Annotated in this window: 29 protein-coding genes and 1 pseudogene; 13 read left to right on the top strand and 17 right to left on the bottom strand. The window is 70.5% G+C overall.

From position 1 onward, the window contains the following. Window positions 1-29: 29 nt before the first annotated feature. A complete protein-coding gene (locus PV419_RS05370) occupies window positions 30-1,049 on the bottom strand; it encodes a beta-ketoacyl-ACP synthase III (RefSeq protein ID WP_319686491.1) in 1,020 nt (339 codons plus the stop codon). Window positions 1,050-1,206: 157 nt separating this feature from the next. On the opposite strand from PV419_RS05370, the gene PV419_RS05365 reads away from it, so the two are divergent. Then, complete coding sequence (locus tag PV419_RS05365; RefSeq protein WP_319686490.1) at window positions 1,207-2,583, top strand: FAD-binding oxidoreductase; 1,377 nt, start codon at window positions 1,207-1,209, stop codon at window positions 2,581-2,583. Between the two features lie 167 nt (window positions 2,584-2,750). Here PV419_RS05365 and PV419_RS05360 read toward each other — a convergent pair whose 3' ends face one another. Beyond that, a complete protein-coding gene (locus PV419_RS05360) occupies window positions 2,751-3,023 on the bottom strand; it encodes a hypothetical protein (protein ID WP_319686489.1) in 273 nt (90 codons plus the stop codon). Beyond that, window positions 3,016-3,348 carry a hypothetical protein gene (locus tag PV419_RS05355; RefSeq protein ID WP_319686488.1) on the bottom strand — a complete coding sequence of 111 codons (333 nt, stop codon included), beginning with the start codon at window positions 3,346-3,348 and terminating at the stop codon, window positions 3,016-3,018. The genes PV419_RS05360 and PV419_RS05355 overlap by 8 nt, the downstream gene beginning before the upstream one ends. Window positions 3,349-3,545: 197 nt before the next feature. On the opposite strand from PV419_RS05355, the gene PV419_RS05350 reads away from it, so the two are divergent. Then, complete coding sequence (locus PV419_RS05350; protein WP_319686487.1) at window positions 3,546-4,178, top strand: helix-turn-helix domain-containing protein; 633 nt, start codon at window positions 3,546-3,548, stop codon at window positions 4,176-4,178. Here the strand turns inward: PV419_RS05350 and PV419_RS05345 are convergent. From PV419_RS05345 to eno, 3 genes are all read right to left on the bottom strand, one after another. Beyond that, the gene (locus PV419_RS05345) at window positions 4,156-5,073 is read right to left on the bottom strand and encodes a LysR substrate-binding domain-containing protein (protein ID WP_319686486.1); all 918 of its coding nucleotides are present in this window, start codon (window positions 5,071-5,073) and stop codon (window positions 4,156-4,158) included. The genes PV419_RS05350 and PV419_RS05345 overlap by 23 nt on opposite strands. 104 nt (window positions 5,074-5,177) lie before the next feature. Next, window positions 5,178-5,327, bottom strand: coding sequence for a hypothetical protein (locus tag PV419_RS05340; RefSeq protein ID WP_319686485.1), 150 nt, complete (start codon window positions 5,325-5,327; stop codon window positions 5,178-5,180). A 132-nt stretch (window positions 5,328-5,459) separates the two neighbouring features. Next, window positions 5,460-6,743 (bottom strand): phosphopyruvate hydratase, encoded by a 1,284-nt coding sequence (gene eno / locus PV419_RS05335; protein ID WP_319686484.1) that lies wholly within the window; start codon window positions 6,741-6,743, stop codon window positions 5,460-5,462. Between the two features lie 102 nt (window positions 6,744-6,845). Between eno and PV419_RS05330 the strand changes: the two genes are divergently transcribed. Continuing rightward, complete coding sequence (locus PV419_RS05330) at window positions 6,846-7,712, top strand: winged helix-turn-helix transcriptional regulator (RefSeq protein WP_319686483.1); 867 nt, start codon at window positions 6,846-6,848, stop codon at window positions 7,710-7,712. A gap of 41 nt (window positions 7,713-7,753) precedes the next feature. Here the strand turns inward: PV419_RS05330 and PV419_RS05325 are convergent, their stop codons facing one another. Together PV419_RS05325 and PV419_RS05320 are read right to left on the bottom strand one after the other, a co-directional pair. Then, window positions 7,754-8,707 (bottom strand): right-handed parallel beta-helix repeat-containing protein, encoded by a 954-nt coding sequence (locus PV419_RS05325; RefSeq protein WP_319686482.1) that lies wholly within the window; start codon window positions 8,705-8,707, stop codon window positions 7,754-7,756. A 112-nt stretch (window positions 8,708-8,819) separates the two neighbouring features. After that, window positions 8,820-9,920, bottom strand: coding sequence for a helix-turn-helix domain-containing protein (locus PV419_RS05320; RefSeq protein ID WP_319686481.1), 1,101 nt, complete (start codon window positions 9,918-9,920; stop codon window positions 8,820-8,822). Window positions 9,921-10,006: 86 nt separating this feature from the next. On the opposite strand from PV419_RS05320, the gene PV419_RS05315 reads away from it, so the two are divergent. The 4 genes from PV419_RS05315 (at window position 10,007) to PV419_RS05300 (ending at window position 13,290) form a co-directional block, all read left to right on the top strand. Further along, a complete protein-coding gene (locus tag PV419_RS05315; protein WP_319686480.1) occupies window positions 10,007-10,204 on the top strand; it encodes a hypothetical protein in 198 nt (65 codons plus the stop codon). 184 nt (window positions 10,205-10,388) lie between these two features. After that, window positions 10,389-11,015 (top strand): transcriptional regulator, encoded by a 627-nt coding sequence (locus PV419_RS05310; RefSeq protein ID WP_319686479.1) that lies wholly within the window; start codon window positions 10,389-10,391, stop codon window positions 11,013-11,015. Next, window positions 11,012-12,673 carry a pyruvate, phosphate dikinase gene (locus PV419_RS05305; protein ID WP_319686478.1) on the top strand — a complete coding sequence of 554 codons (1,662 nt, stop codon included), beginning with the start codon at window positions 11,012-11,014 and terminating at the stop codon, window positions 12,671-12,673. The genes PV419_RS05310 and PV419_RS05305 overlap by 4 nt, the downstream gene beginning before the upstream one ends. A 29-nt stretch (window positions 12,674-12,702) precedes the next feature. Further along, window positions 12,703-13,290 carry a histidine phosphatase family protein gene (locus tag PV419_RS05300; protein WP_319686477.1) on the top strand — a complete coding sequence of 196 codons (588 nt, stop codon included), beginning with the start codon at window positions 12,703-12,705 and terminating at the stop codon, window positions 13,288-13,290. A gap of 95 nt (window positions 13,291-13,385) precedes the next feature. Here the strand turns inward: PV419_RS05300 and PV419_RS05295 are convergent, their stop codons facing one another. The 4 genes from PV419_RS05295 to PV419_RS05280 form a co-directional block, all read right to left on the bottom strand. Beyond that, window positions 13,386-14,933: a methionine--tRNA ligase gene (locus PV419_RS05295; protein WP_319686476.1), complete on the bottom strand. Its 1,548-nt coding sequence runs from the start codon at window positions 14,931-14,933 to the stop codon at window positions 13,386-13,388. A 208-nt stretch (window positions 14,934-15,141) separates the two neighbouring features. Continuing rightward, on the bottom strand, window positions 15,142-15,588 hold the full coding sequence (locus PV419_RS05290) for a MarR family transcriptional regulator (protein ID WP_319686475.1): 447 nt from the start codon (window positions 15,586-15,588) through the stop codon (window positions 15,142-15,144). Continuing rightward, on the bottom strand, window positions 15,585-16,067 hold the full coding sequence (locus tag PV419_RS05285; RefSeq protein WP_319686474.1) for a MarR family winged helix-turn-helix transcriptional regulator: 483 nt from the start codon (window positions 16,065-16,067) through the stop codon (window positions 15,585-15,587). The genes PV419_RS05290 and PV419_RS05285 overlap by 4 nt, the downstream gene beginning before the upstream one ends. Window positions 16,068-16,117: 50 nt before the next feature. After that, window positions 16,118-16,582, bottom strand: coding sequence for an SRPBCC family protein (locus PV419_RS05280; protein WP_319686473.1), 465 nt, complete (start codon window positions 16,580-16,582; stop codon window positions 16,118-16,120). A gap of 45 nt (window positions 16,583-16,627) precedes the next feature. Between PV419_RS05280 and PV419_RS05275 the strand changes: the two genes are divergently transcribed. After that, window positions 16,628-17,254 (top strand): TetR/AcrR family transcriptional regulator, encoded by a 627-nt coding sequence (locus tag PV419_RS05275; protein ID WP_319686472.1) that lies wholly within the window; start codon window positions 16,628-16,630, stop codon window positions 17,252-17,254. Window positions 17,255-17,544: 290 nt separating this feature from the next. Here PV419_RS05275 and PV419_RS05270 read toward each other — a convergent pair whose 3' ends face one another. The 3 genes from PV419_RS05270 to PV419_RS05260 are packed head-to-tail and all read right to left on the bottom strand — an operon-like array spanning window position 17,545 to window position 20,755. Continuing rightward, complete coding sequence (locus PV419_RS05270) at window positions 17,545-18,720, bottom strand: MFS transporter (protein ID WP_319686471.1); 1,176 nt, start codon at window positions 18,718-18,720, stop codon at window positions 17,545-17,547. Then, the gene (locus PV419_RS05265; protein ID WP_319686470.1) at window positions 18,717-19,574 is read right to left on the bottom strand and encodes a carbohydrate kinase family protein; all 858 of its coding nucleotides are present in this window, start codon (window positions 19,572-19,574) and stop codon (window positions 18,717-18,719) included. Before PV419_RS05265 ends, PV419_RS05270 begins: the two co-directional genes overlap by 4 nt. Further along, a complete protein-coding gene (locus PV419_RS05260) occupies window positions 19,571-20,755 on the bottom strand; it encodes a hypothetical protein (protein WP_319686469.1) in 1,185 nt (394 codons plus the stop codon). The genes PV419_RS05265 and PV419_RS05260 overlap by 4 nt, the downstream gene beginning before the upstream one ends. 30 nt (window positions 20,756-20,785) lie before the next feature. Here PV419_RS05260 and PV419_RS05255 point away from each other — a divergent pair, with 30 nt between their 5' ends. Next, window positions 20,786-21,211: a helix-turn-helix domain-containing protein gene (locus PV419_RS05255; protein ID WP_319686468.1), complete on the top strand. Its 426-nt coding sequence runs from the start codon at window positions 20,786-20,788 to the stop codon at window positions 21,209-21,211. Window positions 21,212-21,362: 151 nt separating this feature from the next. Here PV419_RS05255 and PV419_RS05250 read toward each other — a convergent pair whose 3' ends face one another. Both PV419_RS05250 and PV419_RS05245 read right to left on the bottom strand, forming a co-directional pair. Continuing rightward, window positions 21,363-21,626 (bottom strand): transcriptional regulator, encoded by a 264-nt coding sequence (locus PV419_RS05250; RefSeq protein WP_319686467.1) that lies wholly within the window; start codon window positions 21,624-21,626, stop codon window positions 21,363-21,365. A gap of 407 nt (window positions 21,627-22,033) precedes the next feature. Then, window positions 22,034-23,044 carry a DMT family transporter gene (locus PV419_RS05245; protein ID WP_319686466.1) on the bottom strand — a complete coding sequence of 337 codons (1,011 nt, stop codon included), beginning with the start codon at window positions 23,042-23,044 and terminating at the stop codon, window positions 22,034-22,036. 142 nt (window positions 23,045-23,186) lie between these two features. Here PV419_RS05245 and PV419_RS05240 point away from each other — a divergent pair, with 142 nt between their 5' ends. From PV419_RS05240 to PV419_RS05225, 4 genes and pseudogenes are all read left to right on the top strand, one after another. Then, window positions 23,187-23,639, top strand: coding sequence for an Lrp/AsnC family transcriptional regulator (locus tag PV419_RS05240; RefSeq protein ID WP_319686465.1), 453 nt, complete (start codon window positions 23,187-23,189; stop codon window positions 23,637-23,639). A 172-nt stretch (window positions 23,640-23,811) separates the two neighbouring features. Beyond that, window positions 23,812-24,420: a hypothetical protein gene (locus PV419_RS05235; protein ID WP_319686464.1), complete on the top strand. Its 609-nt coding sequence runs from the start codon at window positions 23,812-23,814 to the stop codon at window positions 24,418-24,420. 267 nt (window positions 24,421-24,687) lie between these two features. Continuing rightward, window positions 24,688-24,906: pseudogene (locus PV419_RS05230) on the top strand (MFS transporter); the annotation flags it as partial. 343 nt (window positions 24,907-25,249) lie between these two features. Continuing rightward, the gene (locus PV419_RS05225; protein ID WP_319686463.1) at window positions 25,250-25,891 is read left to right on the top strand and encodes an MFS transporter; all 642 of its coding nucleotides are present in this window, start codon (window positions 25,250-25,252) and stop codon (window positions 25,889-25,891) included. The last annotated feature ends 15 nt before the right edge of the window (window positions 25,892-25,906 follow it).

Here is a 25,906-nt window from a genome sequence, read left to right as displayed (position 1 = left end):
TTCCTCCTGGAACAGTTGAAGGACGAAGATCAGCTGACGGGTTCGGCCGTGATGTCCGGCCAGAGCAACGTGGTCGAGCCCCAGGACAGGCCGGCCCCGAAAGCGGACAGCAGCACCCGCTGACCCACCTGAAGGTCACCGCGGGCGGCATAGTCGTTCAGCAACAGGGGCACTGACGCCGACAGGGCGTTGCCCACCCGGTCGATGTTCACCGCGACCCGCTCCTCGGGGAGCTCCAGCTCCTCGGCGACCGCCCGCACGATGCGGAGGTTGGCCTGGTGACCGACGAACCAGTCGACATCCGCCACCGACCGGTCCGCGCGCTTGAGGACCGTCTGCGCCGACTGCGTCATCCGCGCGACGGCCTGCGTGTACAGCGGACGGCCCTCCATCCGCAGGTACCAGTCACCCGTCGCCACCGTGCCGTGTCCGAGCCCGCCGTCCGCGGAACGCTGCCGCGAGCCGCCGGCCGGAATCGCCAGCAGGTCGGCCAGCGCGCCGTCGCTGCCGAGGTCGAACGGGCCCAGCGCGCCCGGCTCGTCCGGCTCGCCACGGCGCAGCACCACCGCGCCCGCCCCGTCGCCGAAGATCGGCGCCGTGGTCCGGTCCGCCTGGTTCACCAGCGTGGTGAACGCCTCCGACCCGATGAGCAGCACGGTGTCGGCGGTGCCGGAGCCGATCAGGCCGGACGCGGTGGCGAGCCCGTACAGGAACCCGCTGCACGCCGAGGTCAGATCGAAGGCGGCCACCGTGCCGAGGCCCAGCCGGGACGCGACCTCCGGCGCCACCGCCGGGCAGAGCCGCTCGGGCGAGGTGGTCGCCACGACCACCGCGTCAACCCCGGTCACCCCCGCCGACCGCATGGCCCGAGCGCCGGCCGCCACGGCCAGCCCCCCGGTCGACAGGCCGTCGGCGACGACCCGGCGCTCCCGGATCCCGGTCCGGGTGCGGATCCACTCGTCCGTGGTGTCCAGAGTGCGCGAGAGGTCGTCGTTCGTGACCACCCTGGGCGGGAGAAAGCCCCCGATTCCCGTGAGCACCGCCGTCATCGACTCACCCTCCTGATCGCCGCGTGCACGGCCTGGCCTGGCGTTGGACCAGGCTTGCCGACGCCTGGACAGGGGGCAATTGGCCCTTGGTACACCCGGCGGAGCGTGTACCAAGGGCCAATTGCCCCACTCCCGGCCCGGTGCGAATCTCGCGGACATGACCACGACACCCTTTGATCTCGGAGGGCTCCTCCCGGTCGAACGTTTGATCACCGACCCGGCCCGGCTGGCCTCCTTCGCCCACGACGAGGCCGCCGGTGCGCCGTACGCCCTCCCGGTGGCCGTCGTGCGACCCCGCGACACCGGCGAGGTCGCGGCCGTCGTGGCGTACTGCGCCGAACGAGGAGTGCCCGTGGTCGCCCGCGGTGCCGGCACCGGCCTGTCCGGCGGCGCCAACGCCGTCGACGGCTGTGTGGTTGTCTCGTTCGCCACGATGGACCGCATCCTGCGCATCGACCCGGACGAGCGCCTGGCCGTGGTGCAGCCCGGCGTCGTGAACGACGACCTCCGGGCCGCATGTGCGGCCAAGGGCCTTTGGTACCCGCCCGACCCCGCCAGCGCCCCGTGGTCCACCATCGGTGGGAACGTCGCCACCAACGCGGGCGGCGTGTGCTGCGTGAAGTACGGCGTGACCCGCGACTACGTGCTCGGCCTGGAGGCGGTCACCGGCCGCGGCGAGGTGGTCCGGCTGGGGCGGCGAACCGCCAAGAGCTCGGCCGGCTTCGAACTGGCCGGCCTGCTGGTGGGCTCCGAGGGCACCCTGGGCCTGGTCACCGAGATCACCCTGCGGCTGCGCGGCGAGCGCGCCCCGGAGCACACCGTCGTCGGCTACTTCGACGACCTGCCCAGCGCCGGTCGGGCCGTCGCCCACGTGGTGGCCTCCGGCGTTGTCCCCAGCGCCCTCGAACTCGTCGACCGCTACTGTCTGCGCGCCGTCGACGAGTGGAAGAACATGGGCCTCACCGACGGCGGCAACGTGCTGCTGTTGGCCCGCTGCGACGCGCCCGGAGCGGCCGGCGTCCAGGAGGCCGACACGGTGCTGGCCTGCTTCGAGGCCGCCGACGCCGCCTGGAGCGCCCGGTCCGGCGACCCGGCCGAGGCGGACGCCCTGTTCGCCGCCCGCCGCTTGGTCTACCCCGCACTGGAACGCCTGGGCATGGTACTCAGCGAGGACATCTGCGTCCCCCGCACCCTCGTCCCCGAGATGCTCGCCCGCCTGGAGCGCACCGCTGAGCGGAACGGCGTACGCATGGCCGGCCTCGCCCACGCCGGGGACGGCAACCTGCACCCCATGCTGGTCGTGCCGCGTGGCGACGAGCGGGAACTGGCCCGGGGCCGGGAGGTGTTCGAGGAGGTCGTCGACCAGGCGATCGCACTGGGCGGTACGGTCACCGGCGAACACGGGGTGGGCCTGCTGAAGATGCGCGGCCTGGCCAGGGAGCTCAGCCCGGCCGTGTTGGACCTGCACCGCGGCATCAAGCAGGTGTGGGATCCGGTGGGGATACTCAACCCGGGCAAGGTCTTCACCGCATGACTACTGCCACCGCTGACCTGCCGACGACGAGCCACCGTCGCTGCCGCTCCGTGAGCAACGGCAGCGCCGTGTCAAAGTCCCCTTCATCCTTGGGCTCAGGCGGGTCCCGCCGTGGTCGATCGCCAGGGCCTCGGAGTCGAGTGAGCCTGGGCCCGGTCCAGGGACCGTCAACGGCAACGCGCAGTGAGCAACCACGCGAGATCGATCACCGCGATCACGCCCCAGATCCAGCAGACTACGGTGCCTCCGGTCGGCGCCAGCACCGTGGCGAGGGTGCCCAACCCGATCGTGCCCAGCACTACCCCGGCGCTGCGCCTCGATGCAAGTGATGTGCGCAGTGGCCCGGGTTCGGCCAGCCGGTCGGCCAGATAGGCGTCAAATGCCTCCGCGACCTGGTCGTCGATCTCGTCCCGCATCCGGGCATCCAGCGAGTCAGACATGGACGGCCCCCCGTCGAGCAGCGGCCGCCCGGGCGGAAACCACCACCAGCGGCCGCAGCGCGACAACAGCGCACAGCGCTGCCAAAGGCAGCTCCAGAGTGCAGGCCAGTACCAGTGAGAAGACCACGTCACGCCCGGCCGTCATGACGTCGAACCAGGCGTCGACCAGCAACAACACAGCCGTCGCGATCGACGCCAGCGGCGCCCGGTGGTCACCGCGCCGCAGCAGGACCGCCGACGTCAGCAGACCGGCGATCTCCAGCATGTCGAGACCGACCCAGGCGACCCGCCAGTGCTGTGCCGGATAGGAGTCCGGCAATGTCATCCAGAGGATTGCGAGCCAGGGCACCAGCGCCATCCCCGCGGCTGGCAACAGCCTCCCGGCCAGGTCTCTCCGCATCTCAAACCCCCATGTGTCCCGGCACCCGCCGGCGCCGTTCAAAACCAAGGTAGTGATTGCAGAGATATTCTGCAAATACTCTCTGCGGTACTGCAGAGAGTCTCTGCAGTACGCTGATCGGCATGGTTGAGCGCCCCGAGACGAGAGTGCTCACCGGCCAGGACCTCAAGGCCTTCTACAAGGCACTGTCCAACCCGGTGCGCCGCGACATCCTGAGCTACCTCGGAGAGCATGGCGAAGCGAACTCCACCAGCGTCGCCAAAGCGCTCGGCGAGAGCACCGGCACCACCAGCTACCACCTGCGCAAGCTCGCCGCCCTCAAGCTGATCGCCGAGATCGAGGAGCGGTCCACGGGCCGGGAGCGCTGGTGGAGATCGCTGATGACGGACATCTTCACGCCGCCGGGCCTGGAGATGACGGCAGACGAACGCGAGGCTGCAACAAAGATCGGCGCGCTCAAGATGACCCATGACCTGAACCTGGTCGTGAGCGCATACGCCGGATACGACACCTCGGCAGGCTGGAATCAGATCTACCGCTCCGGGCTGCGGATGACGAAGGAACAGGTCGCCTCATTCGTCGAGGAGTACCAGACGCTGCTGCGCAAATACGTGACCGAGCCCGGCGACCACCCACCCGACTCACGGCACATGGCCGTACGCCTGGTGGTGCTGCCCGACGAAGGCCCCCGGCCTACCCTGCCGACCGAGCCGGACGACGATCAGCGCCGCGTCAGGCAACAGAACCCTGGCTGACCGCCCGCTGGAGGGCGTTCCGGCATGCCTGGATGGCGGGGTGCCGGCTGCGGCCGCGGCGAACGACGGTGAAGATGCGGCGCGTGCGTTGACCGCGGGGGAGTTGTCGCAGGGTGACGGTCGGGGGTTGTCCGCTCCAGACGAGGCCGGGCAGGAATGCCGCGGCGTGCTTCTGCTCGACGAGGCGGAGGTGGAGCAGGAGGTCGGTGGTCTCGAACCGTACGTCGGGTTCGAAGCCGACGTTGCGGCACAGGGTCATGGCCCAGTGCCGCGCGGCTGTGCCTTCTGGCTCCATCACCCACGGGTGGTCCGCCAGTGAGCGCAGCGCCGCCATCGAACCCGCGGTGTCCGATCCGTCGGCCGGCCTCGGCAGTGCTAGGTGGAGGGCGTCGTCGAGCAGGTCTTCCTGTTCGAGTTCGACGGGCCGCGGGTTGGGGTTGCCGGGGTATTCCTCGGCGAGGACCAGGTCGAAGTCGCGGGCTTGCAGGGCGGGAAGGGCCTTTTCCGGCTCCGCGTGCGTGACGTGGACGCGCAGCTGCGGGTGCAGCTCGCGCAGCAGGCCGAGCGCGGTCGGGACCAGGGCCAGGGCGGCCGTCTGGAAGGAGGCGATGCGCAGCGTGCCGGTCAGATCGGTCAGGGAGGCGGCGATCTCCGCTTCCGCGCGCTCCAGCCGCTCGAGGACCGCTTCGGTGTGGGCGACGAGGATCTCGGCCTGCTCGGTCAGCCGCACCCGCCGTCCGACCGGTTCCAGCAGCGGGACGCCGACTTCGGTTTCCAGCTGCGAGAGCTGCTGGGAGACGGAGGAGGGGGCGTAGGACAGGGCTGCGGCGACGGCCGCCAGGGTGCCGCGGTGCTTGAGTTCGCGCAGCAGGCGCAGTCGGTGCAGATCGAACATCGCCAGATCGCTCTTCTCGCCATAGCGGAGGGACCGCGGAATAGTCGGTTTCTTCGATGAGTGTAGGTCGAAAGCATTCGTGCGACCGATCGTCGCACGTCCGGTCAGGCTGTCGTCATGACGGATTCGATGCTGCGGTGCCTGGCGGCGGCGCCCTGCGCGCAATCGGGTACGGCTGACGTGCCGCCCTCGCGCAGGGCGTCCAGGAACTGCCGGTAGGCGTGAGCGACCGCGTAGGCCGACGCGTGCGACACCGGACGCCAGGCCATCACCACCGTGCGCCCCGGCCTGGACGCCGCGGTGCGCCGCCACCTCACCGACAAGCTCTCCGCGCAGGAGTGGAGCCGGGCGAACCGGCCGCGCGACCCACCTGGACGGGGCCGGTGTCAGCGGCGCAGCCCCAGGGCTTCCCGGCCCGCGTAGCGGGCCTGGGTGCCCAGGTCCTCCTCGATGCGGACGAGCTGGTTGTACTTGGCGGTGCGGTCGGCGCGGGAGAGGGAGCCGGTCTTGATCTGGCCGCAGCCGGTGGCGACGGCGAGGTCGGCGATGGTGGTGTCCTCGGTCTCGCCGGAGCGGTGGGACATGACGACGGTGTAGCCGGCGCGGTGGGCGGTGGCGACGGTGGCCAGGGTCTCCGTGAGGGTGCCGATCTGGTTGACCTTCACCAGGATGGAGTTGCCGATGCCGTCGCGGATACCGGCGCGCAGCAGCGTCTCGTTGGTGCAGAAGACGTCATCGCCGGTGAGCTGGCAGCGGTCGCCGAGCCGGGCGGTCAGCGCGCGCCAGCCGTCATGGTCGTCCTCGGCCATCGGGTCCTCGATGGAGGCGACGGGGTAGCGGTCGACGAGGGTGGCGAGGTAGTCGGTGTGTTCGGCGGGGGTGCGGCGGATGCCCTCGCCGGTGTAGTCGTAGACGCCGTCGCGGAAGAACTCGGAGGTGGCCGGGTCCATGACGAGGGTGATGTCGGTGCCGGGCTTGTAGCCGGTCTGTTCGATGGCCTGTACGACGAAGTCCAGGGCCTCCTCGGCGGTGCGCAGGTCGGGCGCGAAGCCGCCCTCGTCGCCGACGTTCACGCTGTGGCCGGCGGCGATCAGGTGGCCGCGGAGGGTGTGGAAGACCTCCGAGCCCATCCGGACCGCCTCGGCGAAGGTGGCCGCGCCGATGGGGGCGATCATGAATTCCTGGAAATCGAGCGGGTTGTCGGCGTGGGCGCCGCCGTTGACGATGTTCATCATCGGCACCGGCAGCAGGCGGGCGTCGACTCCGCCGACGTAGCGGTACAGCGGCAGGCGGTGGGCGGCCGCGGCGGCCTTGGCGGTGGCCAGGGAGACACCGAGCAGGGCATTGGCGCCCAGCCGTGACTTGGTGCTCGTACCATCCAGCTCGATCATGGTGCGGTCGACGGTCGCCTGGTCCTCGGCGTCGAGTCCGATCACGGCGTCCGCGATGGTCTCGTTCACGGCGTCCACGGCCCGCCGTACGCCCTTGCCGTGGAAGCGGGCGGGGTCCTCGTCGCGCAGCTCGACCGCCTCGCGGGCGCCGGTGGAAGCGCCCGACGGGACGGCCGCGCGGCCGAGCGAGCCGTCCTTGAGCTCTACGTCCACTTCGACGGTCGGGTTGCCCCGGCTGTCGATGATCTCCCGTGCGACGACCCGGCTGATGGCGGTCACGGTGCACTCCTCATGCTGGGCCCGCGTCACGGCGGGCGGTAAGTTCCAGTAAGTTCCATCGAGAAACAAAGTGAGTCCCGAAAGGGAACTTACTATGGGCGTATGAGGATGCACAACGCTGACGAGACCTGTGGCATCGCCCAGGCGGCCCTGGTCCTGGGGGACTGGTGGAACGTGCTGGTCCTGCGGGAAGTCGCCCGCGGGTACGTCCGTTTCGACGCGCTGGCCGCCGAGATCGGCCTGTCCCGCAAGGTGCTCACCGAGCGGTTCGGCCGGCTCGTGGCCCAGGGCGTCCTGCGACGCAGCCTCTACCAGCGGCGTCCGGTGCGTTACGAATACCTGCTCACCGACGCGGGGGTCGCGCTGCTGCCCCTGCTCGTCGCGATGCAGGACTGGGGCGACCGGTGGGTGCTGGGTGACGGCAGTGTCACCGCGACGGCCGCCGAGGACGGCGCCGAGCACGCCCGGGTGCACGCCCTGGCCGGCACCCGCCTGCCGGACGACCTCGACCTGCCCGGCACGCAGGGCACCGGCCTCCCCGTCGTCTCGCGGGACGCCGCCGCGACCGTGCTGTTCACCTACCCCGGCACGGGGATCGAATGGGGCGAGCAGATTCCCGGAGCCGTCGGCTGCACGCTGGAGAACCGGCTCTTCAGGGACGCCTGGCCCGACTTCCGGCGGGCGGGCGTGGACGTACGGGGTGCCAGCACCCAGCTCACCCATGAGCAGGTAGAGTTCGCCCGCGTGGAGCAGGTCCCGTACCCCCTGCTCTCCGACGCCCGCCACCAACTGGCCGCAGCCCTGAGGCTGCCCACCTTCCGCGGCGCGGGCCGATTGCGGCACAAGCGCCTGATCCTCGTCGTCGACGCCGAACGGACCGTACGACACGCGCTGTTCCCGGTCGTCGACATCCCGCACGCGGTCAACGAGAGCCTGCGTCTGGCCGCGGACTGCGTCCGGATGGCTTGAACATGCGGGCGCTCGGGTGCCCTCGTCGGCAGATGGCCGGATCAGGGGTTCTTGCGTACAACGGCACGCGGAGTGCACGGGGGCTTCGTCCTGTCGTCGGCTCCGTCCAGCACGGTGGGGATGGTCGTGTTCTTGTAGCTCTTGGAAAACCTGACCGTGGTGTAGAAGACATTGCCGTGCGAACACCTGGTGTTGCGCCGGAGCCGCCACGCGGAGAAGACCGCCTTGGTGCCGGTCCTGCTGTAGCGGCCACCCCGTACTTTGTTGCCGTTGCTGTAGTCGGCCGCCCGGATCGCGTCCCCGCTGATCTTGGAGAACGTTCCGCCGCTGACGGTGTTGTTGTTGCTCTGTTCGGCGAAGTACACCGCGTGCATACAGCCGGGGCAGTCCCTGTTCACGAGATTGCTGAAGGTGTTCCCCGTGATCGTGGTGTTCCGGGCGTAGTTGAGATGGACCGCCGCGTAACCGGACTTGGCGCCGCCGATGTTCGTAAACCGCATTGCCTTGATGGTGGCGCCGATGACCCTTCGGCTGTCGGCCGTACCGGTGCCGCGGAGCATGATCCCGCCCGTGGTGTACCGGCTGAGCCTCAACCCGGTGAAGGTGAGCTTCGTCCTCGTCGGATCGACGACGAGCCAGTACTTCTGCTTCTTCGCGCCGTCGAAGACCGGGGCTCCGGTGCCGGGCTGCGGCTTGAACGTGACGCTCTGCGCCGACCAGTCCCCCCACCTGTACTGGGGGAGCTTGTAGGTGCCTCCCTTGAAAAGCACCGTCACCGTCGGTGGGTTCTGCCGTGCGGCGAGGACTTTGCGCACGTCAGCGAGGGTTCTCACGGGCTTGCTCTGTGTACCGGGATTACCGCTCTTGCCCGTGGGGCTTACGTAGACCACACCGCTTCCGGCGGCGGTGGCCGGTACGGCGAGGATGCCGCCCGCGGCGACGAGGGCTCCGGTGACCAGGGTGCCGCAGACTCCGGTGGTGAGGGTGTGACGCATGGCCGGCTGCCTTTCGGATCGTCGATTTCTCCGAGCGTGCGCCGCCGGGGTTGGGTAAACCTTGTAGGAACCTTGCCGGGCTGATGTGGTGTCGCGAGGCGATGACTCGACCTCACGCGCGGTGCAGCGCCCTGGCGCGCTGTGGCCGGATGCCTGCCACGGCGTGGCCGGCGCCGCGTCCGTCCGCGTGCGCCACGATCAGCCCGCCACGCACCCGGATCGCGACCTCGGTGAGGTCGTCGACCGAGGTCCGGCCGAGGGCTGCGGGAACCGTGCCACCGTCGTCGAAGACGATGCGCGGCCGCGGTAGTCCCTCGGCTGAGAACACCCGTCGCAGGCAGCCGACGAGATCGACGATGCGGAGGCGGGCCAGCCGACCGGTCTCGGCCGGGTCGCTCGTGACGACGACGATCGTCACCGCGTCGCGTGGCCGCGCCGCGCGAACCGCCTCCTCGGCCGCGGACAGACGGCTCACGCCCAGCACGACGACCACACCGTCGTCAGCGAGGTCGACCGCGCGGCCGGTGATCTCGTCGGCGAGTCCTCGGGGTGCCGCCCACGGGTCTTCCGCCGGCTGTGCCGGGGCGATGAAGGGCAGGTGCGGCGGCTCCGCGTCGTCGATGCGGGCGATGTCGGCCAGGTGCTCGGCGGCGCGGGCCAGGTCGAACGGATCGCCGACCCCGGGGGCGTTCTCCGCGAGACCGGCCGCTCCGTGGAGGAGAGTCAGCGCCAGCTCGGCCGGTCGCACCATCCGGCCGCGCACCGCAGGGCGCGACTCGAGTGCCAGAGCGAGCAGCAGGGCTTCGAACCGGACGAGTTCGGCCAGCGCGGTCCTGGCCGGCTCGGTGTCGAGTACTCCGGACAGCGACCGCAGCTGAAGATGCCCGCTCCCCGGTGTGTCGCCGGCCAAGGGCAGTCGTTCGAGCCAGACCCGGGCGAACGAGCCGAGCGCTCGCCCGACGGAGTCGGGCGATTCCACCGGCGGTTCGGCGAAGGCCCTGGCCCGTTCGGCGGCGTCGGCGAGCACCGCGAGATAGAGCGCGCGTTTGCCGGTGAAGTTGGAGTAGACCGCGCCCCTGGTCAGTTCGGCCCGCTCGGCGATCCGGTCGACCTTGGCCTCGGCGTAGCCGTGCTCGGCGAACTCCTCCCGAGCCGCGACCAGCACCGCCGCGCGGGTCCGCTCCTGCTGCTGCGCGCGCGTCAGCCTCGCCATCGTGTCCCCTTCCGCTCCCGTGTCATGATACAACCAACATCCAGATGATGACGTCATCGGGAAAATGCGAGCATTGGAGATTCGTCGTGGCTGACAAAGGGTTCGAGGTCGACGAACTGGTCAGGAGATTCGGCCGGACGACCGCGGTTGACGGAGTGAGTCCGTCGGCTCGGCGCGGGCACGTGCTGGGACTGCTGGGGCCCAGCGGCGCCGGAGAGACGACCGTCGTCCGCATGCCGGCGACCCTGCTGCGTCCCGTGCCCGCCTACGGTCGACAGGAGTGACGATGCCGACGGACGGCACCCAGCCGGAGCGCATCAGTACCACGAGAGCGCACGCCGCGAAGGAAGAGCGTGGACTGCGATCGCGACAGTCCTGGGCGTGTCGAAGCAGTCCGTACACAAGAGATTCGCGCCGCGAGTCACTGACAGCCTTCCCGCGACCGAACCGCAACCCAGGGGACATGACATGACCTGGTCCGAAACTCCCGCGACGGACACCAACCTGCTGGTGCTGCACGCCCTGCGTTGCGCCGGCGCCGCCAGCCTCGCCCGCCTCCACGCGGTCACGGGACTCGACGAGCCCAACGTCGAGTCCGAGCTCATCGATCTCGGGGCCGAGGGCCTCGTCACGCGGATGTCAGGCGACATGCCCTTCTGGCTGCTCACGGACGTCGGCCGCGCCGCGGACGCCGAGCGAATCACCGACGAACTCAAGTCGGCCAACGCCCGCGGAGCCATTGAGGCGGCATTCGACCGGTTTCTCGTTCTCAACCCGGAGCTGCTCGACCTCTGCACGGCATGGCAACTCCGAACCGTCGACGGCGTCGTGAACGCCAACGACCACAGCGACCCTGCCTACGACTCCCGGGTCCTCGACCGATTCGCCGATCTCGACCGGCGCGCCGCCCCTGTCTGCGCCGAGCTGTCCGCGGCACTGCCGCGATTCGGTCGTTACCGCGACCGCCTCGCCGGAGCCCTCGATCGCGCCGCCTCCGGCGCGCTGGAGTACGTGACCGACAGCACCGCCTCGTACCACACCATATGGGCGGAGCTGCACGAAGACCTGCTCGCCACCCTCGGGATGCGGCGATGAGATGGATTCGCGCGATCTCCGCCCAGGTCGAGGAGGCGGCGGACACGCTGGGTGGCAAGGCACTCGGCCTGGTCCTCCTGCACCGTCTCGGGTTGCCGGTGCCGGCCGGGTTCGTCGTCACCACGGAGGCATGCCGTGCCTTCCTACGGGAAGGACGTCTGCCTGACGGACTCGACGACGAGCTCGCGACGGCCATCGCCGCCCTCGAACTCTCCACCGGGCGCGCCTTCGGCGGACCGAGGAGGCCGCTGGCGGTCTCCGTGCGCTCCGGGGCCGGCGTGTCGATGCCCGGCATGATGAGCACGATCCTCAACCTTGGCCTTACGACCGAAGCCACGGCGGGCCTTGCCGTCGAGACGGGCGACCGGCCGTTCGCCCTGAACTCGCGGCTGCGCTTCCTGTCGAGCTTCGCCTCCGCGGTTACGAACGCGGTCACGAACGCGGTCACGAACGCGGACGCGGGCGTCGTGGGAGCCGTCCACGGAGGAACTCCCGGGCGAGGAACCAGGGACGAGGAGGCGCGCCTCACCGATGCGATGAAGGCGGTCGAGGACTTCGTTCGAGATCAGTGCGGACAGCCGATCCCTGATGACGCCACCCGCCAGTTGACGTGGGCGGTCGAGGCCGTGTTCTCGTCCTGGGACGCACCACGCGCACGAACCTACCGCGCGTTGCACGACATCCCGCACGACCTCGGAACGGCCGTGATCGTCCAGATGATGGTGTTCGGGAACCGCGACGACCACAGCGGCACCGGAGTCGCGTTCAGCCGCGATCCCAACACCGGCGAGAACCGCCCATTCGGCGACGTCCTGTTCGGACACCAAGGAGAAGACGTCGTCTCCGGCCGATCGATGATCCGGCCGCTGCGCGAACTCGCCGAGCGGGAGCCGGCGGTGTGGGCGGAGCTCCTCGACGCCCTGAGCCGGGTCGAAGGACACTACCGCGACGCCTGCTACGTCGAGTTCACGTTCCAGGCCGGCGAGCTGTGGCTCCTGCAGGTCCGACCCGGCCGGTTCGTCGGAGGTGCCGCGGTGCGCGTGGCCACCGAACTCGCTGACGAGCGGGTCATCGAACGGCACGAAGCGCTGCTCAGGGTCTCGCCGAGACATCTGCGGCATGTCCGCACGCCACGCATAGCGTCATCCGAGGAGGCCGACATCCTCGCCCGGGGCCTCGGCGCCTGCCCCGGTGTCGCGGTCGGCCAGGTGGCGACCACGCCGGACCGAGCGGTACGCATGGCAAAAGGCGCCCCGGTCATCCTGGTGCGGCCGGAGACCTCTCCCCATGACATGCACGGCCTCGCCGCAGCCACGGGAATCGTCACCGCCCGTGGCGGGCCGGCCAGCCACGCCGCGGTCATCGCACGAGCCATGGGAAAGCCCGCGGTCGTGGGCGTCGCCGACCTGAGCGTCGATGTCGGCCACGGCACCGTGACGGCCGGCGGGCGCACCATCGGCGACGGCAGCCTCATCACCATCGACGGGACCAGTGGCGAGGTCGCCCTCGGCAGTCCCCGCGTCGTGGCGAACGCGGCCGAGGAGCACCTTTACCGACTGCTCGCATGGGCCGACGACATCGCGGGGGACCACTCCGAACGCGACGAATCCCAGCGGCTCGAAGCGGCCCATGCCGCACTGCGGTCCTCTGGCACCTGACGACAAGGCGAACTGAAAGGAGATCGGCGATGCCGACGCGACACGTGTACGTGGTACGGCACGGAGCGGCGGACCCGTTCGGCGAGCTGACCGATGTCGGGCAGCGGCAGTCGGAGCTGCTCGGGCGGCGCCTGGCCGCGCTTCCGATCGACGCGGTATGGCATTCCCCTCTACCCAGGGCGGTGCGGTCCGCGCGGATCATCGGCAGGCACCTTCCGCACGCCACCGTGCGGGAAGCGGCCGAGCCGGTCGATCACGTACCGCGCGTACCGGACGACGCGCCACCGGCGTGGGCGGCGTTCTTCGACGGGTACGACGCCGAAGAGGCCGCGGCGGGAGCACGCCTTGCCGATGCCCTCACCGGCAGGTTCGCGCGCCCCGCCGAATCCGAGACTCACGAGGTCCTGGTCACCCATGCCTATCAGGTGGCCTGGCTGCTCCGGCACGCACTCGACGCGCCACCGGTGCGATGGCTGGGGCTGAACTGTGGGAACACGGCACTGACGGCGATCGAGTACCGCGACGGCATGGCGCCGACGGTGCTGCTGTACAACGACATGGGCCACCTGCCGGCCGATTTGCGGTGGACGGGGTTCGGGAACGGCACGCGGCCATGAGCGGTTGCGTGCCATGACGCACGCGTGACAGGCACGTTCGTGATCGCCGCGCGGAGATCGAGAGGTGGGCGACCGGGTTCATGGAGCACCGGATGTCACGCCGGCTGCGTCTCCTCCGTGTTCTCCGTGTCCTCCTGAAGGCGAGGGAAGAGCGGCTGTGCTGCGGGCAGACGGCCCTCGACCGGTGTCAGCTGTCCGGTGATGCGCGCGGCGGCATCGGGGATGAAGGGGCGTAGTTCGTCGGCCAGCACGTGGCATGCGGTGACCAGTGTGCCGAGGGCGGTGTCGAGACGCCGCGCCGCTTCGCTGTCGCCCTGCCGCTCTGCTCGGGCCAGTTCCCAGGGCCGGGTGGCGTCAACGTATCGGTTGGCTTCCTCCACGATGTTCCAGACGGCGCGGGTGGCGCGCCGGAAGTCGAAGTCGGCCAGCCCGGCATCGACGAGGCCGGGAGTTTTCCGGTAGACGTCCACCAGCGTCGGCACACTGGAAGGCTCGGGGGCGGCGGTGGGGATGGTTCCGCCGCGAAACCGGTGGACCATGGTGACGATGCGGTGGACGAGGTTGCCCAGTCCTTTGGCGAAGTCCGCATCCGCGCGGGCGGTCAGGCGGTCGGGAGTGAAGTCCGCGTCCCCGACCCGGGGCACGTCGCGCAGGAGCCACCAGCGCACCGCGTCGGTGCCGTAGGCCGCGGCCAGTGCGGTCGGGTCGACGGTGGTTCCGGCGGACTTGCTGATCTTGCGGCCGTCGACGGTGAGGTAGTCGTGGACCAGGATGTCGGTGGGCAGCGGGAGTCCGGCTGACAGGAGCATGGCCGGCCAGTACACGGCGTGAAAGCGCACGACTCCCTTGCCGACCAGGTGGACGCGGCGCTCGCTGGTTGCCCACCACTGGGCGTACGCGGTGTCATCGGTGCCGTATCCGAGGCTGGTGACGTAGTTGCCGAGCGCGTCCCACCACACGTAGACGACCTGGCCCGGGTCGTCCGGCACGGGGATTCCCCACCCGCGGGCGCGGCTGTGGGAGCGGGAGACGGAGAAGTCGTGCAGGCCGCCTTCGACGAGAGCGAGGACCTCGTTGCGGCGGGCGAAGGGCTCGATGCGCAGGTCGCCGCTCGAGATCAGCTGATGGAGGCGGTCGGCGTAGCGGGACAGCCGGAAGAACCAGTTCTCCTCCGCGACGAGCTGCGGTTGGGTGCCGTGCTCGCGACACCGTCCATCGACCAGTTCGCCAGGGGTGTAGAACTGCTCGCAGCCGACGCAGTACAGGCCTTCGTACTCTTTGCGGTAGAGGTCGCCGGACGCGGCGCACTGGCGCCACAGCCGTTCGACTCCGACGCGGTGACGCGGATCGCTGCTGGTGCGGATGAAGTCGTCGAGTGAGAGCGCCAGTGGACCGCGCAAGGCGGCGAACGCGTCGGCGTTGCGGTCGACGAACGACTGCACGTCGACGCCGGCCGCTTCGGCGGCCAGGACGTTCTTCAGGGAGTTGTCGTCGGTTCCGCTGAGCAGCCGGACCTGCTCGCCTCGGTGGCGGTGGTGACGGGCCAACGTGTCCGCCTGGACGAGCTCCAGGGCGAAGCCCAGGTGCGGGCGGGCGTTGACGTAGGGAATGGTCGTGGTGATGTAGCGGCGTCGTGCGGTCATCGGTCCTCCTACCGGGTAGCGAGGCCTGATCGCACACCATCCGAGGCCCCGTCCCGGGGCCTCGGATTCGGTACGCGTCCGTTCTCAGCAGCCCCGTCGGCGGGGCATCATCCTGTGCTGAGGCGAAAGCGTGATCATGCGCCCGAGCGTAGCAACAGAGCGTCGTCGCAGCACGCCATTTCCGCCCCTTCACGACCCAGCTGCAGCCTCAGGCGCCGGCCAACTCAGCGTTTGCCCGCTCCGTGACCAGTGCCAACACGCGGCCCCCGATCGCCAGGTCCTCGGCCGGAATGCCGGCGTACAGCCGGGCGGAGATCTCGGCGGTCTCAGCGACGGTGCTCTCGTACAGCTCCCGTCCGGCGTCCGTGAGCCGCATCCGGGACGCCTCCGCCGGGTCCTCTTCCAGCAGCTTCGCGGCCGCCAGCTCCTCGATTACGCCGCGAACGACCGACTCGTCCGTCTTCAGCGAGCCGGTGACGTCGGCGACGAGCTCGTCGCGACCGATGGAATCGCCCGCGACCACGACGGCCCGGAGCGTCACGCTCTGGTGGAACGTAGCGCCGCGGCGGGTCAGCACGCCCTCCAGGAGAGCGCGCCCGGCATAGTGCGCCAAGGCGATGGCCCGGCCATTGACCGTGGGTGCGGTGGTGGTCATGACTGCTCCTTCTCGTTCTCGGTGTGTGGATCAAGAGGTGCGTCGAGCAAGGTCGCCAGCTCGCGGGTGAACTGCCGTGTGCGCGCGCTGTCCTGCCCCCCGAGCGGCTCCAGCAACTGGTCCAGTAGCCCCTGGATCACCTCGATCGCGCGGCGGGTGACGTCGCGCCCTTGCTCGGTGAGTGACAGTTGCATGGCGCGCGGGTCGTTCGGGTCCCGGGCGCGGGCGATGAGTCCGGCGCCCTCCAGGGCGCGGGCGAGCTTGGAGACGTACAGTGGTTCGAGCCCTGTGTGGTCGGCGAGCTGACGCTGGCTGGGCCGCAGTCCGGAGCGCCGCATGCCGTACAGCGACGCCATCAACGCGTACTGGGCATGGGTCAGGCCCAGCGGCGCGACCGCCCGGTCGACGGCTACCCGCCACTTCGTCGACAAGCGCCAGACCAGAAACCCCGCCGTGGCGCTCTCAGCTGCTGAACTCATGGCGAATACAGTACATGGCTACTGTGTATATGGCTACTATTTTGGGGCTGTCAGGAATCGGCGGTGGACACGTGGCGAGCCAACTCGGTGGCCAGACGTCGCATGACCGTGCGGTTGGCGCGCCGCATCGTGACCCGGACGACGGGTGCCAGCAGGCGGTCGGCGAGAGGGGCGCGTACCCAGGTGTACGTGAACGAGATGTGGCTCCCGCCGGTTCGTAGCGGTTCGATGGCGTAGGTGCCGTGGGCCAGGCGTCGGCCGGCCGCGCTGACGTTGCGTTCGACGATGCGCCGCGGTGCGTCGGCCTCGACGACCTCGATGGTGACGTCGGTCTTCGTGCCGCCCAGCGCGGCGGTGACCGTGGCGCGCGACCCGATGCCGTGGCCGGGGCCGCTGTAGCGCCAGTCGGTCAGGTAGTGGTTGGTGAATCGCTCGTGGTGAGCCATGACATCGAGGAAGTCGTAGACCTGCTCGGGTGTCTGCGGTACGTCGATCGACACGGTGACAGACTTCATGTACCACACGGTACATGCTCATGTACCAGTTGGTACACTCGCGATGTGGTGAAGGTGAATACGGGCGACTCGCATCCCGAGGACGAGGACGAGGGCGAGGCCGGGCACGGCACGGAGGGCGACCGGCGCACACAACTGCTGGACGCGGCTGCCGACCACGTCGCGGCGCACGGCATCGCGGATCTGAGCCTGCGCCGCCTGGGCGCCGCGATCGGCGTCAGTCACCGCATGCTGATCCATTACTTCGGTTCCAAGGAACAGCTGCTCATCGAGATCGTCAGGACGTCGGAGCGGCGCCAGCGCGATCTGCTGTCCCGGCTCCGCCTGGAGCCCGGCCTCGCGCCTGCCGAAGTCGCGCGGATGCTGTGGCAGCAGCTGACGGATCCTCGGCTGGCCGGTCAGGAGCGGCTCTTCTTCGAAGTCTGCGGGCACGCTCTGCGGGGCCGCCCCGAGGCCGTCCCGGTCCTCGAAGGGCTTGTGACGGACTGGCTGGAGCCGCTCGTGGCCGCCGAGATCGGCGCAGGGGCGGACCCTGCCGTGGCCCGGAATCGCGCCAGGCTGGGACTTGCCACCGTCCGCGGTCTGTTGCTCGACCTGCTCGCCACCGGTGACCGCGCCGGCGTCGACGCGGCGATGGAGGAGTTCCTGCGGCTGTATTACGGCTCGGAGTGACGGAGCCGCCGATCGTTTGCCCGGGGCCCGGCCGAGCTGGCCGAGCTGGAGTCATCCGGGGCCGGGTGGTGGTGGCCGAGTTGCGCTGCGCCGGGTGGCTTGAGTGGCTGGAGGACTGGGCGCGCAGCGGGCGGCAGGAGTATAAGGACCCGAAGCAGTCGGCGGCGTTCGCCGAATTCCTCCCCCGTCAACCCCCGGTCGGCGAGCAGTAAAGGGCTGGTTCGCCGCCAGAGATGGCGGAGCGAAGGGCCGCGGCCGGGGCGGCCCGGGGCGGCTTCCCGGCTGACGGCTCAGGGTGGGGCGGGGCGGCGGCGCAGGAGGAGCGCGGCCAGCGCGGCACCGGCCAGGACCAGCGCCCCTGCCGTGGCGTAGGCGCTGTGGACGCCCAGCACCCCGGCCAGGGGCGGCAGCGCCCCCTTCGCCCCGCCCAGGGAGACGCGGTTGGCCGTGGTCAGCAGGGTCTTCATCCGGCCGCGCATGCGCTCGGCCGCCAGCAGTGACACGAAGGTCACGGCCAGCACTCCGACCACGTTCGTCGCCGCTCCCTCCAGCACCTTGGCGGCGAAGGCCACCGGCGGCGAAGTCGTCGCGGCGGCCGTCAGCAGGCAGCCGCCCAGCAGCAGCACCGCGCCGGTGGCCACGGCGGGAATGCGCTCGGGCCGGCCCAGGCGGCCGGAGGCGATGAGGGCCGCGGCGGCGGTCTCCCCGGCGAGGGCCGCGGCCCCGTACGGGCCGGCCCACACGTGTGCCGGCAGGCCCAGGCGTTCGTCGACGTAGGCGACGTAGAGGGTGTCCTTGGCCCCCCAGGCGATGCCCGCGACGGTGTACAGCGCGGCCGTGTAGAGGGCCAGCGGCCGCCCGTGCAGGTAGCGCAGGCCCTCGCGGAACTGGCGGGCCACGCTGGATCCGGTGCGCAGGGCGGTGGCCGGGGCCGGCAGGCGCAGCCTGCGGAAGGCGACGGCGGTGACGGCGAAGGTGGCCGCGTCGGCCACAAAGACGGCCGGTCCCAGCGTCTCGGCGAGGAAGGGGCCGGCGGCGACTCCGGCGGCGGTGGCCAGCCGGCCGGTGAGCGACATCGTCCCGCCAGCCTTGGCCACGGGCACGGCGGCGCGGGCGGCGGCGGCCGGCAGGAGGCGGGTCAGGGCCCCGGAGAGGGCGACCTCCCACGGGGTGCGGACGGCCAGGATCAGGGCGTACCACCAGGCTCCGTAGTGGAGCATGAGGGCGGTGAGGGCCGCCAGCACTGTCGAGGAGGCGATCAGGGCACGGCGGGCGTCGTGGCGGTCCACCAGGACGCCGATCCACGGGGCGCACGCGACGGTGGCGGCCAGCGGGATTCCCTGCACCAGGCCGAGGGCGGGGACACCGGAGCGGACCGTCACCAGGTAGGCCACCGCTGCCGCGTTGATCCCCGAGCCGGCCAGCGACACCGCCTGGGCCGCCACCAGCACACGCAGCCCCGTCATCGCTGCGGCTCGTCGCGGGTGAGGTGGGAGGCCGCGTAGGCGGTGGCGGCGCGGACGGCTTGCCGGGCGGGCAGGCGCAGGCCGTGGAGCGCATGGGTGAGGGCGGCGGTGAAGGCGTCGCCCGCCCCGGTGGTGTCGGGAACCGGGCCGACGTCCATGGCCGGGGTGCGCCAGCAGTCGGTGTCGTCGGGCGTAAGGGCGAGGCTGCCGTCGGCACCGAGGGTGAGGACGAGCAGTAAGGCGCGGGAGCGGGAGCGCAGCGCACGCAGGAAGCCGGGCAGGTCCTGGCCCGAGAGGCGCTCGTGGCTCATGACCAGGGTGTCGGCGGCGAGGAAATCCTGATCGTAGGGGTTGTCAGGGCCGCGTACATCCTGCAAATCCACCACCACCGGCACACCCAGCCCCCGGGCGGCGGGCAGCAGTGGGCGGGAGAAGTCGAGGTTGCCCAGGACGCACACGTCCGCCCCAGCGGCGGTGGCGCGGAACGCGGCTGGGTCGAAGGAGACGGCCAGGGCCCCGCCGAGGTCGGTGTTGACCTGGCGACGGCCCGCGGCGTCCACGAGGATGACGGACCGCGGGGTGCGCTCCAGGGACCGGGTGCACAGGCCGGTGCCGACGCCCAGGCGGCGTGCTGCGGCCAGCACCGCCTGCCCTGGCGCGTCGTCGGCCAACGGGGCGACGAGGTCGACGGCGGCCCCCAGCTGCGCGAGGGCCGCGGCGACGTTGAAGCCCACCCCGCCGACCGCGTCCTCGATCCGGCCGGGCAGGTGACGCGCGGGGCTGTAAGGGTGGGGGAAGCCGTTCACCGGCAGCCGGGTCTGCTGGTTGGCGATGCCTGCGACGACGGCCCTCATCCGCTCGCCTCCAGCTCCCTTTCTTTCGTCGCCCCCTCCTCCCCTTCTCCCTCCTGCGGACCCGGTACGGCCAGGTCGAGCAGCTCGTACAGCGCGCCGCGGGTGCGGGGCGCGGCCTGACCGGGGTGGCTGACGAACTGGGGCGCGAGGTCGGCAAGTCCCGGCGGCACCCCTGTCTCCAGGGCGAGTTCGAGCGCCTGCGGCAGCGAGGGCTCGGCCAGCACGGGCGTCATGGCGCGCAGCGCGTCCATCGGGGAGCCGGGGGTGACGGCACTCGGTCCGGCGGGAACGGCGACCATCGGCCTGGGCCGCAGGGCGAAGCGCAGGGCGAGTGAGCCGAAGTCGTACACCGCCAGGTCGGCGGCGGCGTACGCGCCCATCCAGGACTGCCACTGCGGGACCAGGCAGACCGTCTCCGGGGCCGCGGCGAGGGCGCGGGCGAGGTGGGGACGGGGGCGTCCGCGCTGGTCCCAGTTGTGGGGGTGTGGCTTGAGAACGACCCGGACGTGCCCGGGCAGCCGACGGGCGCTCTTCAGCAGGCCGGGACCGTGCCAAGCGAGCATTCCGGCATCGCCCCAGGTAGCCGAGAGCAGAACCAGGAGGTCCTCGGGGCCGGCACCCAGCAGGGCGCGGGCGGTGGCGCGGCGCGCAAGGATGGCGAGGAACTCGTCGGTCTCCAGGTCACCGACGACCCGTATCCGCCCGGCGAGCCGAGGGGTGGTGTCTTCGGCCCGCTCCCGCCCTTCCTCGCTCGCTTCGAACATGGCGGTGTAGATCGGCTCTCCCGAGCGCAGGACGAAATCTGGGCCGTAGGTGAAGTCCTGGCCCATGACCTGCTTGCCCGCGCCCACCCCGTGCGGGACGAACACCCGGGCCCCGGCCCGGGTGAACAGGTGGGCTCCGCCGTGGTTGGCGAAGATCGCCAGATCCCACGGCTCGGCGGTCGCGGCCTCGAACGGCACCAGGGGCAGGCCCCAGCGGCCCACCTCCGCCTCGCAGCCCCGCCCGAAGTGGTCCGGGGCGAGCGTCGCGGCGAAGGACAGGCGGCCGTCGCCTGCCAGGAGCCGGTGCACCCGGCGCAGCGTCTGCAGGGAAACCCGGTTGTGGACGATGTAGAGGACGGCACGTGCCTTCCCCGCGGCGCGGACGGACGGGGGTCTGGCTCCGGGGAGTAAACCCACGCGTGTTCCTCTCAGCGACAGGGCGGTCAGATGAGAAGGAAGAGATTACAACAATCGCTCGATACGGGTTCAACTCCGTTGCCATTTTTGGAATTTCCGGTGGCAGAACACCGGGGATGCGGCGCTCGGCGAATCTCGCAAACAGGTCATCATTGGGGCACCGGTGTCGAAGGCTTGAAGGCGTTTGAAAAGCCTGCAAATCGGGCTGATCTTGCCTGGTGGTGCAGGAGAAGCAGCGTCTGCGCGCACTTTCGGATTACATCACTCACCCGCGACGGCCTGATCACGCGAACGGCCTACGCCGAAGTGCCGCCTCGAGTCGAATACGAGCTCACCCCGCTGGGCCGATCGCTCAGCGACACCGTCGCGCATGTCGTGCGCTGGGTGCAGGAACACCAGGTGGAGATCGTCCGAAACCGCGAGGTGTTCGAAGGAGCCGATCCCACGGCACGGTGAGGGGTTCGTACCGGCGGGCGCGGCGACGGAGGCACCTCCGACCAGGCCGCCGTCGAGGCGGTCGCGGAAGGCATCAAGTTCGCGGCGCGAGTGGCGCGAAAGCCAGGAAAATTTCGAGCGGTAACCTACCCGGCGCGGCGGAAGTGGTTTTTCAAGTCTTGGCAGACGAGAGTGAAGAGTCCGGGAAAGCGCGCTTCGAGATCACCGGCGCGCAAATGCGGTAATTTCTGTGACCTTCGTGGCGCAGGCGGAAGACACCGCTTTCGCGTAGGACCCTCCGGCGGTGGGGCAGGGTGGACTTCGGAGCGCCGGTCTCGATAGCGCCGCAGTAAGTTTCCTGCCCCGAGGCGGGTGCGCGGACGATCTTCATCAGCACCGGATGTCCGGGTGCGGCCAACACATTCTCGAGCGTCATCTGCCCGCGGGTCGGATGCATTCGTGCATTCGTGCATTCGTGCATGACCAGGGGGAGGGCGTTGTGCCTGGCGCAGTGTCCGACGCCGAGCCGGCACGTTCGCTGGAGGGCGGCTTCGTCAGCTGCCACGCCGAGGTCGACGGGGTTCGCCTGCATGACGAGGCGGGCGGCGACGGCGGTCCGCTGCTGCTGTTGGGCGGGTGGCCGCAGACGCGGTGGCGGTTCCACAAGGTCATGCCCTCGCTGACCAGCACTTCCGTGTCATCGCCGTCGACCTGCGCGGTATGGGCGGCTCGGACAAACCCGCCGACGGGTTCGACAAGAAGACCATGGCCGCGGCCGCTGGTACGCCGAGCGGACACGGCTGCTGTGTTTCAGCGCCGCCGGCTTCCACGTGGCTCCGTCGACTACGCCCTGGGGGTCGGTACAGCGACTTCGGACTCGTCCGGCACAGGCCCGGCCTCTGCCGCGGCATGTGCGGTCGCGGTCCCGGAAGGCCCGCTTTCCCCCGCGCCCGGCTTCGCCGTAGCTCCCTGCCCCCGCTCGATCATGCCCAGCGCCACCCCGACGATGATGATGACGCCGCCCGTCGCCTGAGCCGGCCGGATCGACTCCCCATTGATCACGACGGCCCCGATGACACCGAAGACCGGGACCAGGTTGAGGATGTTCACAGCGACGCTCGACGTCATCCTGCGCAGGCCGTAGTTGTAGAGCAGGAAGCCGCCGACCGAGCACGCCACGGCCAGGTAGACCAGCAGCGACGAGGCGGTCGCGCCCGGCATCCGCCAGTCGCCGATCTCCAGCAGGGAGGCAAGGAGGAATCCGGCCGCACCCGCCAGGGTCTGGTAGTAGGTGACGCTCACGGCGTTCTGGCCGGCACTCGCGCGCTTGCCGAGCACGTTGTAGCCGGCCCAGGCCAACCCACCGAACAGCAGCAGGATGTCTCCCATCCACCGCGCACTTCCGCCGACCTGGGCTCCGTTGCGTACGACGAGGAAGGCGCCGACGGCGGCCAGCAGCACGCCGGTCACACGCAGCAGCGGCATCCGGGTACGGAAGACCATCAGTTCCAGCAGCATCGTCATCAGCGGGTACGTGGCCACGATCAGTGACGCGTCGGACGCCGTGGACAGATCGACGCCGATGTTCTCCAGCACGAAGTAGACGGTGATGCCGAGGAATCCGCTCACGTAGAGCAGCCGCCGCTGCCGCGCGTCCGGCCGGGCCGGGCGGAGCCGGTTCAGCCTTACCATCACGCAGAGGAGCAAGGCCGCGAGGGTGAACCTGATGGCGCCGATGCTGAGCGGGCCGACATCCTCCAGCACCTGCTTGGTCACCGCGTATGAACTGCTCCAGAACAGCGAGGCCGCCACAACCGCGCACACCGCCCCTATGCCGGGGCCTCGTTCACGCATCCGAAGTCGCCTCTCTCCGCACTACCGCCGAACACTTCGTGGCCGAACGAACGTCAGCCAACGAGGGGGGAGGCTAACAAGACCATCGAAGGTGATGCGTAAAATCCGAATTACCTTCGGAATCCTGCAGGGTGAGGCAAGCGTGGACGAACTAGATTCGGCGTTGGTGCGAATGCTCCAGGAGAACGGTCGGCGCACCAACCGGGACATGGCCCAGGCACTCGGTATCGCCCCGTCCACCTGCCTGGAGCGGATCCGATCGCTACGCCAGCGCGGCATCCTGACCGGGTTTCACGCGGAGGCCGACCTCGCGGCGATCGGCCGCGGGCTGCAGGCTGTGATCGCCGTGAGGGTCCGCCCGCCGACGCGTGCGGTGATCGAGGCGTTCCAGGCCTTCCTCGAGCGGATGCCCGAGGTGATCTCGATCTTCGTCCTCACCGGAAACGACGACTTCCTGGTGCACGTCGCCGTCCGCGACACCGACCATCTGCACGCGGTGGTCCTGGACAAGCTGACGAAGCGTCCGGAGCTCGCCGACGTACGGACGTCGGTGGTCTACGGGCACATGCGCAGGAAGGTCATCGGGCCGACGTGACATCGGTGCGGCCTCCTGGCGGGCGGGTCACCGAGCCGGCTCGACGCCCTGGCGTACAACGAGTCGCGCGGGGGGTGTCGGCCACCATCCCCCGAAGGTACGGTGAAAAGCCGCCCGCACACGGCCCTGGCCGCGCTGCGCACCCGGCTCCACGAGACGGAGGTGGTCCACGGTGGCCGAACCGGCCGAGACTGAGCAGGCCCGGCTGCGGCGGGCGCTCGCGCTGACCGGGGAAGAGGCCGGTCGCCCCGGCCCCGCCGCGGCCCCCACGCCGCCGCCCCGTGCGGCCACCGCGGCTCACCCGCCGCGCCCGCGGCGGCGTATCCGGGCAGCATCCGCCGTTGCGGCGGCCGCCTGCGCCGCGGCCATCGCCATGGCGGTGGCCATCGCCGCCGACAGCGGGTCCGAGACCGGTTCCGGAGCCATGGACCGAGGGCAGACCTTCCCGGAGGCGCTGGCCTGCGCGACCGCGATCGTGGAAGGCGACCTCACCTCGGTGCGCCCGGCCGGCCAGGATCGGTTACAGGTGACCGTGTCCGTGGACCGATGGTTCAAGCCCGGCACGGGGCCCAGCACGGCACGGTTCGACCTTGCCGATCCCACCATCGCGGACCCCGCTGAGGCATACGCCTCCGGCGACCACCTCCTGCTCCTCGTCCCCCGGCGAGCAGGGCAGATCGCCGACGCCTACCAAGGCAAGGAGGTACGCCCAATGCGTGACCGGATCACCCGCACCCTGCCGGAAGCCGCCCGCGCTACCTGCCCCGCCGCGTTCCGCTGAGGGGCGTGGGGCAACTGTCGGTGGCGCGGCTCCACGCCCCTCAGCCAACCGCCAACCGCTCCGACGTCTCACTGGGCGATCCGGCGTGATGTCGCAGCCCTGAGGCGCCCCGCCATGGCCCTGATCCAACACCAGGTCCGTATGAGCAGCCTGACTCCTGCGACGCGGGGCATATGTCCATTAATGTGGCGTTTCGTGTAGCGCCTCCGTGGACGGGATGGAGTTGGGGCCGTGGCGTTCGCGCAGTCGGCCGGTGGCGGTGAGCCCATGCCCTCTCCCGAGTCGGCCCCGCAGCCCGAGGGACAGTCCTGGGCGCCGCTGCTGGCGGTGTGCGCCGGGTACTTCATGGTGATCCTGGATGTGACGGTCATCAACGTCGCCGTTCCGGTGATCGGCCGGGAACTGTCGGCCTCGCTCACCGGCATCCAGTGGATCACCGATGGGTACACCCTGGTCTTCGCTGGGTTTCTGCTGACCGGTGGCGCGCTGGGCGACCGGCTGGGCAACCGTCGGATCTTCTGCTCGGGCGTGGCGGTGTTCACGCCCGCGCGCCCCCTTCCTGGTTGCGGCCCGGCTGGTGGAAGGGCTCGGCGCGGCGCTGATCGTGCCCTGACGCTGCGGCACCTGGCACGCTCGCCCCGGCGCGCCGACCGGGCCCTGGACTGGCCGGCGCAGTGCGCGGTCGTGGCGGCGGTGGCGCTGCTGACCGCGGCGCTCAACGAGGCCGGGCGGCGGGGCTGGTCCGATCCGGCGGTACTCGCCGGGGTGGGCCTGGCCATGCTGGCCGCCACGGCGTTCGCGGTGCGCGAGCGCCGCCACGGCGTTCGCGGTGCGCGAGCGGCTGGCCCGCTCTCCTGCCCTCCCGCTGAGCCTGCTGCGCTCTCGTGCGATGAGCGGCGGAGCCGCCATCGGCCTGCTGTTCAACTTCGGCTTCTACGGCATGGTGTTCACCGCCAGCCTGGAATTCCAGCACCAGCGCGGCTTCAGCGCCCTCGGCACCGGGCTGGCGCTGTTCCCGGCGGTGGCGATGACCATGTTCGCCTCCGCCCTGTCCGGGCGGCTGACCCGCCGCACCGGCGATCGTCCACTGGTGATCTCCGGCATGCTCCTGGCCGGACTGGGGCTGGCGGGCTGGGCCGCGGCGGGATCCGACCCCGCCTACCCGCTGCTGGTAGCCCCGATGATGGCCGCGGGATTCGGTACCTCCTTCGCCCTCACCGGCGGGGCCGCCACCGTGATGGGTGCGGCACCCCCGGCGTACTCAGGGGCCGCCTCCGCCCTGTTCAACACCACCCGCCAGATCGGCAGCGCCACCGGCGTCGCGCTCGGCGGCAGCCTGCTCGCCACAGCCACCGACTACAACACCGGGCTGCGCACCAGCATGGCCATCGGCGCGGTGGCGTACCTGACCGCCGCAGGCATCGCGTGGCTGTGTGTGCCGGCGAAGTCCAAGGGGCGTCCGAAAGCTTAATCAAGATCACGATCG

The sequence above is a fragment of the Streptomyces sp. ME19-01-6 genome (assembly GCF_033793745.1).
GTDB lineage: Bacteria > Actinomycetota > Actinomycetes > Streptomycetales > Streptomycetaceae > Streptomyces.
Note: the sequence above shows the minus strand (reverse complement) of the source record. Positions and strands in the feature narration are given on the sequence as shown.

Excerpts from the sequence above, each read along its gene's own strand:
- PV419_RS05370 (WP_319686491.1), bottom strand. The coding sequence starts at position 1,049 with ATGACGGCGGTGCTCACGGGAATCGGGGGCTTTCTCCCGCCCAGGGTG.
- PV419_RS05365 (WP_319686490.1), top strand. The coding sequence starts at position 1,207 with ATGACCACGACACCCTTTGATCTCGGAGGGCTCCTCCCGGTCGAACGT.
- PV419_RS05360 (WP_319686489.1), bottom strand. The coding sequence starts at position 3,023 with ATGTCTGACTCGCTGGATGCCCGGATGCGGGACGAGATCGACGACCAG.
- PV419_RS05355 (WP_319686488.1), bottom strand. The coding sequence starts at position 3,348 with ATGACATTGCCGGACTCCTATCCGGCACAGCACTGGCGGGTCGCCTGG.
- PV419_RS05350 (WP_319686487.1), top strand. The coding sequence starts at position 3,546 with ATGGTTGAGCGCCCCGAGACGAGAGTGCTCACCGGCCAGGACCTCAAG.
- PV419_RS05345 (WP_319686486.1), bottom strand. The coding sequence starts at position 5,073 with ATGTTCGATCTGCACCGACTGCGCCTGCTGCGCGAACTCAAGCACCGC.
- PV419_RS05330 (WP_319686483.1), top strand. The coding sequence starts at position 6,846 with ATGAGGATGCACAACGCTGACGAGACCTGTGGCATCGCCCAGGCGGCC.
- PV419_RS05325 (WP_319686482.1), bottom strand. The coding sequence starts at position 8,707 with ATGCGTCACACCCTCACCACCGGAGTCTGCGGCACCCTGGTCACCGGA.
- PV419_RS05320 (WP_319686481.1), bottom strand. The coding sequence starts at position 9,920 with ATGGCGAGGCTGACGCGCGCGCAGCAGCAGGAGCGGACCCGCGCGGCG.
- PV419_RS05310 (WP_319686479.1), top strand. The coding sequence starts at position 10,389 with ATGACCTGGTCCGAAACTCCCGCGACGGACACCAACCTGCTGGTGCTG.
- PV419_RS05305 (WP_319686478.1), top strand. The coding sequence starts at position 11,012 with ATGAGATGGATTCGCGCGATCTCCGCCCAGGTCGAGGAGGCGGCGGAC.
- PV419_RS05300 (WP_319686477.1), top strand. The coding sequence starts at position 12,703 with ATGCCGACGCGACACGTGTACGTGGTACGGCACGGAGCGGCGGACCCG.
- PV419_RS05295 (WP_319686476.1), bottom strand. The coding sequence starts at position 14,933 with ATGACCGCACGACGCCGCTACATCACCACGACCATTCCCTACGTCAAC.
- PV419_RS05290 (WP_319686475.1), bottom strand. The coding sequence starts at position 15,588 with ATGACCACCACCGCACCCACGGTCAATGGCCGGGCCATCGCCTTGGCG.
- PV419_RS05285 (WP_319686474.1), bottom strand. The coding sequence starts at position 16,067 with ATGAGTTCAGCAGCTGAGAGCGCCACGGCGGGGTTTCTGGTCTGGCGC.
- PV419_RS05280 (WP_319686473.1), bottom strand. The coding sequence starts at position 16,582 with ATGAAGTCTGTCACCGTGTCGATCGACGTACCGCAGACACCCGAGCAG.
- PV419_RS05270 (WP_319686471.1), bottom strand. The coding sequence starts at position 18,720 with ATGACGGGGCTGCGTGTGCTGGTGGCGGCCCAGGCGGTGTCGCTGGCC.
- PV419_RS05265 (WP_319686470.1), bottom strand. The coding sequence starts at position 19,574 with ATGAGGGCCGTCGTCGCAGGCATCGCCAACCAGCAGACCCGGCTGCCG.
- PV419_RS05255 (WP_319686468.1), top strand. The coding sequence starts at position 20,786 with ATGAGAAGGAAGAGATTACAACAATCGCTCGATACGGGTTCAACTCCG.
- PV419_RS05250 (WP_319686467.1), bottom strand. The coding sequence starts at position 21,626 with ATGACGCTCGAGAATGTGTTGGCCGCACCCGGACATCCGGTGCTGATG.
- PV419_RS05245 (WP_319686466.1), bottom strand. The coding sequence starts at position 23,044 with ATGCGTGAACGAGGCCCCGGCATAGGGGCGGTGTGCGCGGTTGTGGCG.